This is a genomic window from Nitrosomonas sp., from assembly GCA_016703745.1.
Taxonomy (GTDB): domain Bacteria; phylum Pseudomonadota; class Gammaproteobacteria; order Burkholderiales; family Nitrosomonadaceae; genus Nitrosomonas.
The window spans coordinates 15,039-30,827 of sequence record JADJBK010000006.1; the positions used below are offsets into that span (position 1 = coordinate 15,039).

At 48.5% G+C, this 15,789-nt stretch carries 13 protein-coding genes; 9 read left to right on the plus strand and 4 right to left on the minus strand.

Annotation, left to right across the window (positions count from 1 at the left end; all coding sequences use genetic code 11):
- The first annotated feature begins 23 nt into the window (after positions 1–23).
- The 5 genes from cysN to IPG31_01195 all read left to right on the plus strand — a co-directional run bounded on the left by cysN (position 24) and on the right by IPG31_01195 (position 8,024).
- Positions 24–1,301 carry a sulfate adenylyltransferase subunit CysN gene (gene cysN / locus IPG31_01175; GenBank protein ID MBK6617018.1) on the plus strand — a complete coding sequence of 426 codons (1,278 nt, stop codon included), beginning with the start codon at positions 24–26 and terminating at the stop codon, positions 1,299–1,301.
- Positions 1,302–1,448: 147 nt separating this feature from the next.
- The gene (locus IPG31_01180; GenBank protein MBK6617019.1) at positions 1,449–4,997 is read left to right on the plus strand and encodes an FAD-dependent oxidoreductase; all 3,549 of its coding nucleotides are present in this window, start codon (positions 1,449–1,451) and stop codon (positions 4,995–4,997) included.
- Between the two features lie 163 nt (positions 4,998–5,160).
- The gene (locus IPG31_01185) at positions 5,161–6,282 is read left to right on the plus strand and encodes a Re/Si-specific NAD(P)(+) transhydrogenase subunit alpha (protein ID MBK6617020.1); all 1,122 of its coding nucleotides are present in this window, start codon (positions 5,161–5,163) and stop codon (positions 6,280–6,282) included.
- 53 nt (positions 6,283–6,335) lie between these two features.
- Positions 6,336–6,644 carry an NAD(P) transhydrogenase subunit alpha gene (locus IPG31_01190; GenBank protein MBK6617021.1) on the plus strand — a complete coding sequence of 103 codons (309 nt, stop codon included), beginning with the start codon at positions 6,336–6,338 and terminating at the stop codon, positions 6,642–6,644.
- A complete protein-coding gene (locus IPG31_01195) occupies positions 6,645–8,024 on the plus strand; it encodes an NAD(P)(+) transhydrogenase (Re/Si-specific) subunit beta (GenBank protein MBK6617022.1) in 1,380 nt (459 codons plus the stop codon). It begins immediately after the preceding gene.
- Positions 8,025–8,311: 287 nt separating this feature from the next.
- On the opposite strand, the gene IPG31_01200 is transcribed toward IPG31_01195, so the two are convergent.
- From IPG31_01200 to IPG31_01215, 4 genes are all read right to left on the minus strand, one after another.
- Positions 8,312–8,959 carry an HAD-IA family hydrolase gene (locus IPG31_01200; protein MBK6617023.1) on the minus strand — a complete coding sequence of 216 codons (648 nt, stop codon included), beginning with the start codon at positions 8,957–8,959 and terminating at the stop codon, positions 8,312–8,314.
- A 3-nt stretch (positions 8,960–8,962) separates the two neighbouring features.
- A complete protein-coding gene (gene ubiG, locus IPG31_01205; protein MBK6617024.1) occupies positions 8,963–9,670 on the minus strand; it encodes a bifunctional 2-polyprenyl-6-hydroxyphenol methylase/3-demethylubiquinol 3-O-methyltransferase UbiG in 708 nt (235 codons plus the stop codon).
- A 21-nt stretch (positions 9,671–9,691) separates the two neighbouring features.
- Complete coding sequence (locus tag IPG31_01210) at positions 9,692–11,008, minus strand: TRZ/ATZ family hydrolase (protein ID MBK6617025.1); 1,317 nt, start codon at positions 11,006–11,008, stop codon at positions 9,692–9,694.
- Between the two features lie 77 nt (positions 11,009–11,085).
- Entirely contained in the window at positions 11,086–11,766 is a 681-nt protein-coding gene (locus IPG31_01215) for an OmpA family protein (protein MBK6617026.1), read from the minus strand.
- 220 nt (positions 11,767–11,986) lie between these two features.
- Between IPG31_01215 and IPG31_01220 the strand changes: the two genes are divergently transcribed.
- From IPG31_01220 to mutM, 4 genes are all read left to right on the plus strand, one after another.
- Complete coding sequence (locus IPG31_01220; protein ID MBK6617027.1) at positions 11,987–12,790, plus strand: ABC transporter ATP-binding protein; 804 nt, start codon at positions 11,987–11,989, stop codon at positions 12,788–12,790.
- A gap of 11 nt (positions 12,791–12,801) precedes the next feature.
- Complete coding sequence (locus tag IPG31_01225) at positions 12,802–13,509, plus strand: ABC transporter permease subunit (protein ID MBK6617028.1); 708 nt, start codon at positions 12,802–12,804, stop codon at positions 13,507–13,509.
- 13 nt (positions 13,510–13,522) lie between these two features.
- Positions 13,523–14,872, plus strand: coding sequence for a GldG family protein (locus tag IPG31_01230; GenBank protein ID MBK6617029.1), 1,350 nt, complete (start codon positions 13,523–13,525; stop codon positions 14,870–14,872).
- A 63-nt stretch (positions 14,873–14,935) separates the two neighbouring features.
- Positions 14,936–15,784, plus strand: a complete 849-nt coding sequence (gene mutM / locus IPG31_01235) for a bifunctional DNA-formamidopyrimidine glycosylase/DNA-(apurinic or apyrimidinic site) lyase (GenBank protein MBK6617030.1) — start codon at positions 14,936–14,938, stop codon at positions 15,782–15,784.
- The last annotated feature ends 5 nt before the right edge of the window (positions 15,785–15,789 follow it).

Genomic DNA, 15,789 nt, shown 5'->3' on the forward strand with positions numbered 1-15,789 from the left:
AAAAATCTAGTTAAGGCTGTTAAATGTCAGTAATTGATTCAATCCGACTCGAACACGAGCAGGCTAAGTTGTTGCGTTTTATTGCGGCAGGTAGCGTGGACGATGGCAAAAGCACGCTAATTGGCCGTTTGTTACATGATTCAAAATCCATATTTGAAGATCAGTTAACGTCTATTGAGCGTACCTCTAATAAGCGCGGCATGGAGAAAGTGGATCTGTCGTTGTTGACAGATGGCTTGCAGGCCGAGCGGGAGCAGGGTATTACCATTGATGTTGCTTACCGTTATTTCACCACGCCAAAACGAAAATTTATTATCGCGGACACGCCGGGTCACGAGCAGTACACTCGCAATATGGTGACAGGCGCTTCCACCGCCAATCTGGCGATTGTGTTAATCGATGCACGCAAGGGCTTGCTGACTCAGTCGCGACGTCATGCCTATCTTGCCAGTCTGGTGGGCATTCCTCATCTGGTGGTGGCGGTCAATAAAATGGATCTGGTTGATTATTCCAGAGATGTTTTTGAGCGGATTTGTGCTGATTTTGCGGAATTTTCTAAAGCATTTCCATTTCGTAGTGTCGAGTATATTCCGATGTCTGCGCTGGTTGGGGATATGGTCGTCGAGCGTGGCGACAGGCTTGGCTGGTATCAAGGGAAAGTGTTGCTGGATTTTCTGGAAAACGTAGATATAGATCATGACTTTAATACGGATGATTTTCGTTTTCCGGTACAGTGGGTGTGTCGGCCACAGACGGAGGAAATGCATGATTTTCGCGGCTATATGGGACGGATTGAATCAGGTTCGATTCAAAAAGGCGATTCAGTAACGGTTCTGCCGTCTGGCCTGACTTCACGCATCAAAGAAATATTGCTGTATACCGATTTATTCGCGGAAGCCGAGGTACCGCAATCTGTCACTCTTACCATTGAGGATCACCTGGATATTTCGCGTGGTGACATGCTGGTCAAAACCAGCGAACAGCCTGGTGTTGCCAAAGAATTTTCTGCCATGCTTTGCTGGTTGGCGGAGCAACCGCTTGACCCGGCGCGCAGATATATCATCAAGCATACGACCCGGATGCTCAAGGGGTTGATCAGTCAGATCAATTATCGTGTCGATGTCAATACAATGGCGCATGAAGCAGCCAATACGCTTGCCATGAATGATATTGCTCATGTTTCGATGAAAACGCAACAGCCAATTGTATTTGATAGCTATGCAAATAACCGTGCCACAGGCAGTTTTATTGTTATCGACGAGACTACGAACAATACTGTTGGTGCGGGCATGATCTGCTAAAAAATATTTACAGGGCGCTTCCGAAAAACCATTGTTTCGTTACCATACAGTATCTTGTCAGAAACTTTGGCTTATTCGAAGCGCATGACAGGTTGATAGTATTTTTCTCGCTTAACCAACTCTTTATGTTCTGAGAACGATCGCATTATGAATCCAACAGCATCAGCAAGCAACCAGCATATTCCGTTAGACAAAATTACTTTTAAACCTGGATTTGATTTTGATTTTGCAGATTTGTACGATCGTGAAGGGTTGGTCAGGCTGGATCAGGTGTTCTGTGAATTTTTACAGGTGGCAGACGCTGATCTGCACACCAGGCTGTCGCATGCGCGTCAATTTCCAGATGCACTGGCACCGAAAGATGAATCTGCATTACTGATTGATGCGGCGCCGTGGCTTGAGGATTTTATTGCAAGGTTGTTTGGTATCGAACATGAAGTACTTGCGCTCGCGGAAAGGCATCATATACTGGCGCCCATTTATTTTTGCAAACGTCAGTTTGTGCAGCGGCGGGCTCGGACCAAGGTAAGCGAAGAACTGCTGGCTGCCATTGATGGCGTTGTTCTCGAAAAAAAGCTGGAAACTCTTTTCGACGAACCCTTTAGCGAGCTGGTTTTTGCGCGTCATGTTGCTCAGTGGATGGAAGATGAGGCAAATCATGTTGCCGAGCTTGAGGACGCGCTTCATTACGCAGCTTGGGCGCTTCGTGCACCTGCCGGGCAGCAGCACACCCGAGATGGCGTGCTGTTCAAATCGCCAGCCAAGACCGATCCATACCACTTATTGTCGCTGGTGACAGAGAATCGCGATGGTTATATTGTTCACAAGCTGAATCACTTGCGGCACCGTGAAGGCTTCTCGCTGTTGACCGACGCAGGCACTGATCTGGTCGGCGCTCTGGATGAAACCAATTATTGCATCTGGTGCCATGAGCAGGGTAAGGATTCCTGCTCGAAAGGATTGCTGCAAAAGTCAAAGGAGGCTGATTCCCCTCCTGTTTTCAAAAAGAGTGAGCTCGGGGCTTTGCTGGCTGGTTGTCCGCTGGAGGAACGTATTTCAGAATTTCAAAAACTGAAATCACAGGGCCTGGCGGTCGGTAGTCTGGCGATGATTGTGGTAGATAACCCCATGTGTGCTGGAACCGGGCATAGAATCTGTAATGATTGTATGAAGTCCTGTATATATCAGAAACAGGAGCCAGTCGATATTCCTCAGGCAGAAACCCGCACACTCAAGGATGTACTCGAATTACCGTGGGGTTATGAAGTCTATAGCCTGTTGACACGTTGGAATCCCCTGAATTTACGTAGACCTTACCCTAAAGCGCCCACCGGTAAAAAAGTGCTGATCGTTGGCATGGGACCAGCTGGCTACACCCTGGCACACCATTTGATGAACGAAGGCCATGCAGTAGTTGGGGTGGATGGTCTAAAAATAGAACCGTTGCCACCTGAAATTTCCGGTGTGGACGCAACCGGTGCGCGTGTTCCCTTTGTACCGATTCATGATGTAGAAACGTTACGGGAGAATCTGGGTGAACGCTTGCCGTCGGGGTTTGGCGGTGTGGCTGAGTACGGAATTACCATACGCTGGGATAAAAATTTCCTCAAGCAGATTCGTTTGCTGCTGGAACGGCGAGCCGAATTTGCGCTGTTTGGCGGGGTGCGTTTTGGTGGAACGCTGACGGCAGATGACGCAATGGCAATGGGATTTGATCATATTGCGCTGGCTGCGGGCGCGGGCCGTCCAACGGTGTTGAATCTGCCCAATGCGCTTGCTAGAGGCGTGCGTGCGGCTTCCGATTTCTTGATGGGTCTGCAGCTGACCGGAGCTGCACAAACCGATACACTGGCGAACATGCAGTTACGCTTGCCGGTGGTGGTGATTGGCGGTGGGTTGACCGCGATTGATACGGCAACCGAGGCACTGGCCTACTATCCAGTGCAAGTCGAAAAATTTTTGCATCGGTATGATGTTCTGGTGGCTGAACAAGGTGAGGCGACTGTTCGTGCCGGGTGGGATGAAGAAGAACGGATACTCGCTGATGAGTTTCTGAATCATGCGCGCGCGCTTCAGGCCGAGCGCGCGCAGGCGGCAAGTGAAAATCGCACGCCGCGGATTGCAGAGTTGCTGCAATCCTGGGGCGGGGCGACGGTTGCTTATCGTAAGCGTTTGATAGACAGCCCTTCTTACACGCTTAACCATGAAGAGGTCGAAAAGGCTCTCGAAGAAGGCATCTGGTTCGCGGAAGAACTTTCACCGGTGCGTATTGAGATAGACCGGTGGGGACATGCCGAGTCGATTGTGTTTTCCAGCACGACCATGGATGAATCCGGGGAATGGAATGCCTCGCAGGAAACCAGCCTGCCTGCCCGCGCTATTCTGGTGGCAGCCGGCACGCAGCCCAATACGGTGCTTGCCAGAGAAGACGAGAAAAATTTTAAACTGCATGGCCGTTATTTTGCTGCCTGTGATGAACAAGGCCAGCCGCTGGAAGTACACCAGGGGAATCCAAAACCCGAGACAGCCGCGGTGTTGCTGCATCGTTTTGACGATAACCGTTTTATCAGTTTTTTTGGTGATCTGCATCCCAGTTATTCCGGAAATGTAGTCAAGGCGATGGCAAGCGCCAAACAGGGATATCCGGCAGTAAGTCATGTGCTGGAACGTGTGACACCTGCTTCAATACAAACAGCGCCCCAGTTTTTTAGTGAACTGAACCGCCAACTGCGTGCTACCGTGCACGAAATCATCAGATTAACTTCTAACATTATAGAAGTTGTCGTGCATGCGCCACTCGCTGCTCAGCATTTTCGTCCGGGGCAATTCTATCGTTTCCAGAATTTCGCATCGTTATCGCCCAAAGTTGACAATACGCGTTTGGCCATGGAAGGCATTGCGCTGACTGGCGCATCGGTAGATGCCGATAAAGGACTGATTTCATTGATTGTGCTTGAGATGGGTGGGTCAGCAGATCTCTGCAGGCTGCTTAAGCCGGGAGAGCCGGTCGTACTGATGGGACCAACAGGGGAGCCAACGGAAATCAGGAAGGACGAAACAGTGGTTCTGGTTGGCGGCGGACTTGGAAATGCGGTACTGTTTTCGATTGGCGCGGCCGCGCGGGCAGCCCACTGCAAGGTATTGTATTTTGCCGGTTACAAAAAACTGGCGGATCGTTATAAGATTGCTGAAATTGAGGCGGCTGCGGATACTATCGTATGGTGTTGCGATGAAGCGCCGGGATTTGAGGTGACCCGACCGGGGGATATGAGTTTCGTTGGAAATATCGTTCAGGCAATGGTCGCTTATGCAGAGGGTACACTCGGCTCGCAATCCATATCGCTGGGGGCAACTGATCGAATGATCGCAATCGGCTCTGATCGAATGATGGCGGCGGTCGCAGCGGCACGTCATCATCAGCTGGCGCCCTATCTGAATCCCGGTCATTTCGCGATTGGTTCGATCAATTCCCCCATGCAATGTATGATGAAGGAAATCTGTGCGCAGTGTCTGCAGCCGCATAAAGATCCACAAACCGGCGAAATTACTTATGTCTTTTCGTGTTTTAATCAGGATCAAGCGCTGGATCGCGTTGATTTTGGTGGTCTGGCCGCGCGTCTGCGCCAGAACAGCCTTCAGGAGAAGCTGACCAGTCGCTGGCTGGCACGTTGCTTGCATCATTATGTTGGCGATTAGCTGATGTATGGTAACGGGCTCTGACGGGCGAATCCGGGTTCCTTCAAATTAGTTATGATTTATAATCAGCTTCTGCAAAAACTGAAGCGTGGGTGTGATCAACGGTTGTGACGACACTCAACAATTTTTAACCAACCTGGTAGAGTAAAAAGGGAGAGTATTCATGGAGATAGGCATACCTGCCGAAACGCGTGCGGGGGAGACGCGTGTGGCGGCCACGCCCGAAACTGTCAAGAAATTTACCGCAAAAGGTTTGCATCAGGTTTTTGTGCAGGCGGGTGCGGGTGCGGGTGCCAGTATTCTGGACGAAGCCTATCAGGAGGCCGGTGCGACAATCCTGTCCGACGTATCCCGGCTATATTCTCAATCCCGGATTATTCTTAAGGTTCGTGGTCCACAACCCGGGGAACTTGCACAGATACGCAAGGATGCAATATTGATTGGGCTGTTGTCACCACATGATGCTGATAGAATCAGTGCATTGGTCAATCATGGACTGACAGCATTTGCCATGGAGCGACTACCCCGTATCTCGCGTGCACAAAATATGGATGTTTTGTCTTCACAGGCCAATATAGGTGGTTACAAGGCGGTGATAACTGCAGCCAATATCTATCAGAAATTTTTTCCGATGTTGATGACAGCTGCCGGTACGGTTAAAGCTGCTCGGGTGCTGGTGCTGGGAGCAGGTGTGGCTGGATTGCAGGCCATTGCAACTGCCAAACGGCTGGGTGCGGTCATTGAGGCATTTGATGTTCGCCCAGCGGTCAAAGAGCAGGTTGAAAGTCTGGGGGCAAAATTTGTGGAAGTTGCGCTGACCGATGAAGAAAAGGCCAAGGCTGAAACTGCGGGAGGTTATGCAACCGAGATGTCGGAAGATTATAAACGACGCCAGGGGGAGCTGATTCACGAGCGGGCCGCTGCTGCCGACGTGATTATTTCCACGGCCTTGATTCCCGGACGTCCTGCACCGGTTCTGATCAAGGAAGAAACAGTCAAAGCGATGAAACCTGGCTCGGTCATAGTCGATATGGCTGCGGAGGCGGGTGGAAATTGCCCGCTAACCGAACTCGACCAGATCGTGGTCAAGCATGGCGTGCACCTGGTTGGCATTGCCAATCTTCCGGGGTTGGTCGCGGCTGATGCCAGCGCACTGTACGCTCGTAATCTTCTGAATTTCCTGAGTCTGCTGTTGGATCCGGAAAGTGGCGAGTTACGTATCGACCGGCAGGATGAAATTATCGCTGGCAGTCTGGTCTGCGCAAATGGCGAAGCTCCAAAGTAATACTCTGGTTGAATCAGCAATTTTGAATTAATTTATGTATAAAAGGAAAGCACATGATTGGCGAAATTGATCCTACGATCATTCATCTTACTGTGTTCGTGTTAGCAGTGTTTGTGGGCTACCACGTTGTATGGAATGTAACCCCTGCATTACACACACCGTTGATGTCGGTAACCAACGCCATTTCCAGTATCATCCTGGTCGGCGCCATGCTGGCAGCAGGTTCCGCCGAATCGGACTGGGGAGTATGGTTAGGTGCGGCAGCGGTGGTGTTGGCTTCCGTCAATGTGTTCGGTGGTTTTCTGGTGACGCAGCGAATGCTGGAAATGTTCAAGAAAAAAGACAAAAAAGGAAGCGCTTAAATGTCTGCTAATTTCATTGCACTGGCTTATCTGGTTGCCGCTGTATTTTTTATTCTTGCCCTAAAGGGGTTAAGTTCACCGCTGCAAGCCCGGCGCGGCAATTTTTTTGGAATGGTGGGCATGGCAATTGCCGTGGTCACAACCCTGACTATTACCGCGAACTGGATGTTGATCGTGGGATGTATTGCCGTTGGTGGCTTGATCGGATCGGTTGTCGCTAAACGTGTTCAAATGACCGCCATGCCGGAACTGGTTGCTTTCATGCATTCTCTGGTGGGACTTGCAGCGGTATTTATCGCGATTGCCGCAGTTAATAATCCTGTTTCGCTTGGGTTGCCGGAAGTTTTACCAACCGGAAGCAAACTGGAATTGTTTCTGGGTACATTTATTGGTGCCATGACCTGGTCTGGTTCCGTGATTGCCTTTCTGAAACTATCAGGCCGTATGAGTGGTGCGCCGATTGTATTCAGCGGCCAGCACCTGGTGAATTTATTGCTGGCAATCGTGATGGTGGGGTTTGGATTGTGGTTCTTCTTTAGCGAAACGACTAACTGGACAGCATTTGCTGCCATGACGGGAATTGCTTTCTTGCTGGGGTTCCTGATTATTATACCGATTGGTGGCGCAGATATGCCGGTCGTTATTTCCATGCTGAATTCCTATTCTGGATGGGCTGCAGCCGGTATTGGATTTTCGCTTGGCAATCCCATGCTGATTATTGCTGGATCGCTGGTGGGTAGTTCGGGTGCAATTCTTTCGTACATTATGTGCAAAGCAATGAATCGCCCATTCCTGTCGGTTATTCTGGGAGGTTTTGGTGGTGAAGCAGCTGACCAGTCAATTGCCGATGGCGTCCAGAAAACCTATCGTAGTGGCAGCGCGGATGATGCGGCTTTCCTGCTCGGCAATGCAGATAGCGTGATTATTGTTCCGGGATATGGACTGGCCGTTGCCCGTGCGCAACACTCGGTGAAAGAATTGGCAGAAGCATTGCACAAGAAAGGAGTCAATGTGCGTTTTGCGATTCATCCAGTGGCGGGTCGGATGCCGGGTCACATGAATGTCTTGCTTGCTGAAGCAGAAATCCCCTATGAGCAGGTGCTGGAGATGGATGAAATCAACAGCGACTTTTCAACCACCGATGTAGTGTTAGTATTGGGTGCCAATGATGTTGTTAATCCGGCGGCAAACGTGCCAGGCAGTCCTATCTACGGTATGCCTATTCTGGACGCGCATAAGGCGCGCACAGTCATGGTGGTTAAACGTAGTATGGCGGCTGGCTATGCCGGATTGGATAACGATCTGTTCTATATGGATAAAACCATGATGGTATTTGGAGATGCCAAAAAAGTAGTAGAGGGCATGGTCAAGGCATTGTGAGGCTGAATAGTCGCCGTACTGGGATTGGTGAGACTGGATGCTACTTTAGCAGGGTGTATTGTATCTGCTAAAGTTTCAATCCTTGCTTGGTTGTTTTCTGTATTTGAGGAGGAGTCGTTTCAGGTTGCACCCGCGCACGCAACCCGGATAAGTGACGACACGTACCGCGCTGTACAAAAAAGCTCATCTGCTTTGATTTAATTGAAATTTCCCCTGGTTTTCTTTGTTGAAATTAAGCGTAATCCGTTGCGCTTAATTTCAATTAAAAGTAATTGGGCAGAAGCTGTTCAGATGTATTCAAGTAAATTTACAGGATATTTGATTATGCCATCTGCCCCCCATGTATCTGGGCTGCTATGGCTGCCCAGATAACCGTAGCTGGCAATAATTGGCGTCATTCCTGCAGCGCGGCTTGCTTGCACATCACGTATGTCATCACCAAGATAAAGGCAGTTCTGTGGCGGGGTGTTGATTTTTCGACAAGCTGCTAATAACGGTTCTGGGTGGGGTTTGCAATAATGAGTGTCATCACCGCTGACAATGACGGCGGCACGTTGCTTTAGTTCGAGTGCCTGTAAAAGGGGTAATGTAAACCGTGAAGGTTTGTTGGTTACGATTCCCCAGGAAATTTTTCTTATTTCTAACTCGGATATGACTTCCAATATTCCCGGGAAGAGCTGCGTTTCTTTGCATAAATTCCTGGTATAAATGGCGAGAAATTCTTCGCGTTTCGTTTCATATTCACTATCGGTAGACGCAATTCCAAAACCCAGCTTGAGCAGTCCTTTTGCACCATTTGATGCTTCAATGCGTATCTGCTCAATTGAAATAGGTTTTTTGCCATGTAATGCCAGTTGCTGATTCAATGCATAGCCAAGATCAGGCGCTGTGTCGGCGATGGTTCCATCCAGATCGAATAATACGGCGCGAATCATGAGTCAAGCTCGGAATACCATAATGTAGTTGACACTCGTATCATTTTCCAAGGCATAAACTTTGGTAATGGGATTGTATGTCATGCCAATGATTCCTGCATCCGTTAGCCCAGCGCTTCGTGCCATACGGGCTAGTTCGGCCGGCTTGATGAATCTTGCGTATTCATGCGTGCCGCGTGGTAATAAGTTGAGAATGTATTCCGCGCCGATAATCGCGTAAAGATAAGACTTGAGATTGCGGTTTAATGTGGAAAAAAATACCCATCCATTGGGTTTCGCTAGTCGTGCGCAGGACTGAATGACGCTAGCGGGGTTAGGAACATGCTCCAACATTTCCATACAGGTAACGATATCGTACTGGTGAGGGTACTCGGCTGCCATCGATTCCACGGTTATTTTTCGATAATCCACGTGATGACCACTTTCGAGTAAATGCAGTTTCGCCACTTTTAGCGCTTTATCGCTGAGATCGATTCCCGTGACGACCGCACCTCGGGTTGCCATCGCTTCAGACAAAATGCCGCCCCCGCATCCAACATCGATGGTATTTTTTCCTTTTATGTGAGCGATATCGTCGATATAGTTTAAACGGAGAGGATTAATCTCATGTAATGGCTTGAATTCACTTTGTGGATCCCACCAGCGGTGAGCCAGTTGACTAAATTTTTCCAGCTCAATGGGATCCGCATTTATTTCATTATTCTCTTTCATATGATTTGCTTTCCTTAAAAATTAGCTGACAAGATGTTGTTGCCAGTATTTTACCTGCTGCATAATGGCCGTTTCATCGAGCGTGGTAAGTTTGCCTTCATCGAGCAACAGGCGCCCATGGACCCAAACATGGCTGACCTGTTCACGTCCTGCTACGTAGACGAGATGAGAGATAGGATCAAAACAGGGCGATAGCGACAATGATGAAAAATCAACAGCTGTGATGTCAGCGGCTTTACCGGGCGATAGGCTACCTGTGATGTGATCCAGACCCATTGCCTTGGCGCTATTCAGTGTCGCCATCTGCAATGCCTGGTGAGAAGTCACTATCTCGGCGTTGTGGCTCACCCCTTTTGCAAGGAGGGCCGTTAAACGCATTTCCGAAAACATATCAAGACGATTGTTGCTGGCTGCGCCATCGGTGCCAATACCAATATTTATTCCCTTTCGAAGTAGTTTCTCGATGGGCGCGATGCCACTGGCGAGTTTGAGGTTGGATGACGGACAATGAGCCACATGCCCGCCACATTCATGGAATAGTTCTATTTCAGAGTCATTCAGATGGATCATGTGTGCGGCGATCAAATTGGGGCTGACAAGGCCAAGTTGATGCAGCCGCGTTAGTGGGCGAATGCCATGTTCCGTCAGGTTGTTTTTAATTTCATCCCCGGTTTCATGTAGATGCATGTGAACAGGTAATTGCAGCTGTTCTGCCAGAACCATGATTTTAGTAAGAGTCTGATCATTAACTGAATAGGGTGCGTGTGGAGCCAGACAAAAAGTGAGCAAAGGCCGCTGTGAATAATGATCTCGAACTGCCAAACCTTTGTCTATATAGTCATCAGCATCACTTGCATAAGCACTCAACATATCAATGACAACCAGACCGATTCCGGCCCTGATGCCACATTCCAATGCGACATCGGCGGTTGTCTGTGGAAAAAAATACATATCGTTAAAGCAGGTGATTCCTCCTTTGAGCATTTCCGCGCAGGCCAGCATGGTTCCATCCCGTACAAAACCGTGATCGACGTACTTGGATTCTGTGGGCCAGATATAATTTTTGAGCCAACTCATCAACGATAGATCATCTGCCATCCCGCGCATGAGTGTCATGGCGGCGTGGGTGTGCAGATTAATCAGGCCAGGAATGACAGCATGGTTGTTGAGTTTTATATGATTGGATGAGTAATAACGAGAATTGGCCTCATTGCTGGGTAAAATGGCTTCAATTAGACCATTGTTAATTGCTATGGCATGTTCCGTCAGAACACCTTCGGTTTCTACTGGGATGATCCAGCGCGCTTCAAGCAATGTGTCAACACTACATTTATCCATAGAACGATAATGCCTCAAACAAAAAAGCCCTGCACTATGGCAGGGCTCTTTGGTTAGCTATTGAAGTATCAAATGTACTATCGGGTTCCGGCTACTTCTATTTCAACACGGCGATCCGGTGCCAGACAATTAATCAGATCTCGCGTTGCGCGGGTACCTTTGCAGGTATCTCCAGTAACAGGATTTGCTTCGCCTTTTCCGTCAGTAAATATTTGATCGGGATTGATTCCGCGCGAAACCAAGTGGCTTTTGACTGCCTCGGCACGTCTGACAGAAAGTTTTTTATTGTAGGTTTCAGAACCAATACGATCCGTATAGCCAACAGCAATAATCAGATCGTAATTCACTCCCTGGAGGTTGCCAGCAAAATCATCCAAGGCTTGTTGCCCTTCTGGTTTCAATATGGCTTTGTCGAAATCAAATAAGGCATCAGCAGAAAAAGATACCTTTTCTGGCTCAACTATGGGTGCAGGTACTGGAGCCTCTACAACTTTTTCAGGCTGACTAACTAAATCTGGATCACATTCATAAATGGCCATCGCGGGTGTCCAGTAACCGGTGCGCCAGCATAGACCTGTTGAGTTTCTTGCAACGACACCGTTATCGTCAACAGTGTAACCTTCTGTTTTTTCAGCATTGCTAAGGCCCTGTCTGTCGGTCACGCCTATTTCGGAGTGTGCCATAGCTACGCTGGAAAACAATGTTGGAATAATGACCGCACCGATCAGATATTTCTTTGTTAACATAAAATTTTTCATGCTATTGTTCCTCTATGAATAAAAAATCTTTTCCCAATCATCATATCGCCACCCTGAGATCAGGGGTGGCATGATTCGTTTCTTGTCTTAGTCCACAAAACACTTTTATAAGCATCACTGGTGCGGATTATGGTTTGATCCATTCATTTTTGTCAAATACGAGTGTTGTTTTTTTTGCACACTGTGGCATATTTCTGGTCAGAAAAATAATGACTACATTATGTTGCTTTCATGGATACAAGAGAGTGTTGATGTTGTGAAACAAAATAACCTTCTTGCAGCAATTTTTGCAAATAATCTAAATTACTCATATGGTGCGAATGTCGCTGTGAGTGATGTTTGTCTGCAATTGAACCGAGGGGATATTCTGGGATTTCTTGGGCCGAATGGCGCAGGTAAAAGTACGGTCCTGCGCATGTTAACTGGTAATCTGTTTCCAGTCAGTGGCGATATACAAATTTGTGGAGTAGATTTACTGTCTGCCCCTCTTTCTGCGAAACGGCGCATTGGTTATTTGCCGGAAATCCCGCCGCTTTATAAAGAGCTGACTGTGAATGAATATTTGCGATTTGCCGCAGAATTGCATGGTATTCCTAAAAAAATGCTGGTTGAGGCGGTAGAAATTGCAAAAAATAACTGCGACCTGGCTAATGTGGGTAGAAAAATTATTGGCGTATTATCGAAGGGTTTTCAGCAGCGCGTTGGGATTGCGCAGGCGATTATCCATCAGCCGGAAGTGATCATCCTGGACGAGCCAACTGCAGGACTGGATCCCAATCAGATACAGAAAATACATCAGTTGTTACTGTCGCTCCAGCAAAAGCACGCTATTATTTTTTCGACACACGTTTTGTCAGAGGTTGAAAATATCTGTAACCGCATACACATATTGCATCAAGGTAAAACTATGCTGGATACCGGAATCAACAGCCTCAGGCAACAAAATCAGAAACTTGATAGCCTCTTTGAACAGTTGACGCAATCAGATTCAGCCACCGGGGATCGGGCATCGTGCTGTCAATAATCTGCAAAGAGATGCGATTGCTGTTTGTTTCATCGTTGGTATGGACGTTTCTGACGCTGACACAACTGGTATTAGCCTGGGTCTTTTTGGGGCGACTCGATACTTTTCTTGAGATTCAGCCGCAGTTGATGCAGCTTGCCAACCCACCGGGTATCACAGAGGTTATTGTTTCCCCGGTTTTTTCAGTGGCCTCAATCGTGCTATTGATGGCGACCCCTATCATGAGCATGCGCATGCTGGCTGAAGAAAGGCGCAATCAGACATTAGTGATGCTGTTGAGCGCGCCAGTTTCTCGATTTGCAATTGTATTGGCCAAGTTTTTTGTGCTACTGCTATTTCTGTCTACCCTGCCGCTACTAATTGTTATTTTGTCACTCTTTCTGTTGATGGGTGGCACATTAGATTTTGGTTTATTACTAAGTAATGTTATCGGCTTGATTCTGCTGGCAGGCTGTTTTGCTTCGCTGGGTCTATATATATCCAGTTTGACCGCACATCCCGCTATTGCGGCACTTGGTAGCTTTGGTGCGCTGCTCTGTTTCTGGATAATCGATATGGTGGCACTCGACTCCGATAGCATCATCCATTATTTTTCTCCGTTCAGGCACTATGAGTACTTCAACCTGGGAATTATTGACTCTGCAAGCGTCATTTTTATGATGCTTTTCATGGTTGTTTTTCTGGCATTGACGGTGCAAAGATTGGCGAGTATGCGCTAGCGGAGGATGGGATATGAAAGAAGATAACAATGGGCGACGACAATGGCGTAGTCGCTGGCAGCTGGGTTTATTGCTTGTCTCGATTGGCATGATTGGCTATTGGGCGGTACAACAGCGTATTCATTGGGATATAAGTCAAAATAGCCGCAATAGCCTCAGTCAAACCAGTATTGATATCCTGCAGGTGCTCGACAAACCGGTAGAAGTGACCGTCTATGCAACCAGGCAGGATCCCAGGCTTGGAGATGTTCGTGGCATCATTAGTGGGTTTATTGCTAATTATCAAAGATTTAAACCGGATATCAATGTGTCTTTTGTTGACCCGGCAGAGCATCCCCAGCAGGCGCTGGCTGCAGGTGTCAGATTAAATGGCGAGCTGGTCGTGCATTATGAGGGGCGGGAAGCAGGGCTCACCTCAATCAATGAGGAAGCCTTTACCAATCTCTTGATGCGCCTGGTTCGCCCACAGAGCAAGCAATTAAAGGTGTTAACTGGTCACGGTGAGCGCAAGTTCGATGGCGTTGCCAACCGTGATCTTGGTGATTTTGGCGGGAAACTCGCCGCCATTGGTTTTACAGTCAGACCCTATAGCTTGATGGATGAGGGGGTAATGCAGGAGAGTGGCGATATTCTGGTTATTGCGTCACCACAGATCGAGTTACTTGCTGGTGAAGTTGATCAACTGATCGATTATCTGGAAAAGGGTGGGAATATGCTATGGCTGGTGGATGGCGGTGAAGAATTGTACGGCCTGCAGCCACTTGCCGAGATACTGGGAATTGGTTTTGTCCCAGGCGTAATTGTCGATCCACGGGCAAAACAGCTTAATGCCCCGCTTACCTTTACCCTTGGGGCTGGTTATCAGCCACACGCAGTGACCCGGCAATTTGATTTAATTACCGTATTTCCCTTTGCGCGTCCATTGGTACTGGAAGAAAACCCACAATGGCAACGTACTGTGCTGGTCGAAGCCGCTCCACAAGGATGGGTCGAGACCGGAACGATTACGGATGAACCCACGCTTAATGCGGAAGTAGATGCCAGTGGGCCATTTAGTATCGCTGTCGCGTTAAACCGCATCATGGATGACCGGGAGCAGAGAGTAGTTGTCGTGGGTAGCGGTTATTTTCTCGCGAATACCTATCTGGGTAATGGCGGTAATCTTGATCTGGGTGTCAATATCGCTAATTGGCTGGCGGGCGACGAACGTCTGATTACTATTCAGCCACGAGCCACAATTGATCATCGCCTGGCGCTCAGTCAGTCCGAATTAAATTTCATCACAATCGTGACATTGGTCGGATTGCCACTGCTGTTTATAATCGGTGGAATAGGGATCAACTGGCGACGTAGGCGAGGATGATGGCTCTCAATTCCCATAATCTGGCCATCCCAGCCTGCTGGTGATACAACGTTTCTGAAAAACATGCCGGAGCTACCAGAAGTCGAGATTACTCGACGTGGGATCGCAGCACATCTCACCGGTCAACGTATTACTGGGGTAACGGTACGTAATGCCGCGCTGCGCTGGCCGATTACATCTGAAATTTCATCGTCTTTACCCGAGCAGCAAATTCACTCAGTTACACGGCGCGCCAAATACCTGTTGCTCCGCTGTGATACCGGTACGTTGATTATTCACCTGGGTATGTCCGGCAGCTTGCGAGTGCTGCCGGTAAACGTGCCACATCAGGCGCACGATCATTTTGAACTGCTGCTTGGCAACGGCAATATTCTACGTCTGCGCGATCCGCGCCGCTTTGGTGCCGTACTATGGTGGCCGGAAGATATTTCACAGCATCCACTGCTCAAGCGTTTGGGGCCGGAACCGCTGAGTGAGGATTTTACTGCGGACAGGCTTCATAATGACATACGTAACCGCAGCATCCGCATTAAACAAGTGGTGATGAATCAGCATATTGTCGTTGGAGTCGGCAATATTTACGCCAATGAAGCGCTTTTTCATGCTGGATTATCTCCATTGCGTCCCGCCAGTCAACTTGATTGTCAACAGTGCATGCGTCTGGTAAATGCTATTAAAAAAACACTGACCAGTGCAATCACTGCTGGCGGCAGTACCCTGCGCGATTTTACCGACAGCGCAGGCCGCCCCGGTTATTTTCAGCAACACTATCAGGTGTATGCCCGCGCCGATCAGCCCTGCCTGCGATGTGGCACAGGTATTCAGAAAATCATACTCAGCCAACGCGCAACCTTTTTCTGTCCCCAATGCCAGCCTCAATCCACCTTCCCATTTCGGGAATCAAAAAAATGAAATAG

Excerpts from the sequence above, each read along its gene's own strand:
- cysN (MBK6617018.1), top strand. The coding sequence starts at position 24 with ATGTCAGTAATTGATTCAATCCGACTCGAACACGAGCAGGCTAAGTTG.
- IPG31_01180 (MBK6617019.1), top strand. The coding sequence starts at position 1,449 with ATGAATCCAACAGCATCAGCAAGCAACCAGCATATTCCGTTAGACAAA.
- IPG31_01185 (MBK6617020.1), top strand. The coding sequence starts at position 5,161 with ATGGAGATAGGCATACCTGCCGAAACGCGTGCGGGGGAGACGCGTGTG.
- IPG31_01190 (MBK6617021.1), top strand. The coding sequence starts at position 6,336 with ATGATTGGCGAAATTGATCCTACGATCATTCATCTTACTGTGTTCGTG.
- IPG31_01195 (MBK6617022.1), top strand. The coding sequence starts at position 6,645 with ATGTCTGCTAATTTCATTGCACTGGCTTATCTGGTTGCCGCTGTATTT.
- IPG31_01200 (MBK6617023.1), bottom strand. The coding sequence starts at position 8,959 with ATGATTCGCGCCGTATTATTCGATCTGGATGGAACCATCGCCGACACA.
- ubiG (MBK6617024.1), bottom strand. The coding sequence starts at position 9,670 with ATGAAAGAGAATAATGAAATAAATGCGGATCCCATTGAGCTGGAAAAA.
- IPG31_01210 (MBK6617025.1), bottom strand. The coding sequence starts at position 11,008 with ATGGATAAATGTAGTGTTGACACATTGCTTGAAGCGCGCTGGATCATC.
- IPG31_01215 (MBK6617026.1), bottom strand. The coding sequence starts at position 11,766 with ATGAAAAATTTTATGTTAACAAAGAAATATCTGATCGGTGCGGTCATT.
- IPG31_01220 (MBK6617027.1), top strand. The coding sequence starts at position 11,987 with ATGTTGCTTTCATGGATACAAGAGAGTGTTGATGTTGTGAAACAAAAT.
- IPG31_01225 (MBK6617028.1), top strand. The coding sequence starts at position 12,802 with ATGCGATTGCTGTTTGTTTCATCGTTGGTATGGACGTTTCTGACGCTG.
- IPG31_01230 (MBK6617029.1), top strand. The coding sequence starts at position 13,523 with ATGAAAGAAGATAACAATGGGCGACGACAATGGCGTAGTCGCTGGCAG.
- mutM (MBK6617030.1), top strand. The coding sequence starts at position 14,936 with ATGCCGGAGCTACCAGAAGTCGAGATTACTCGACGTGGGATCGCAGCA.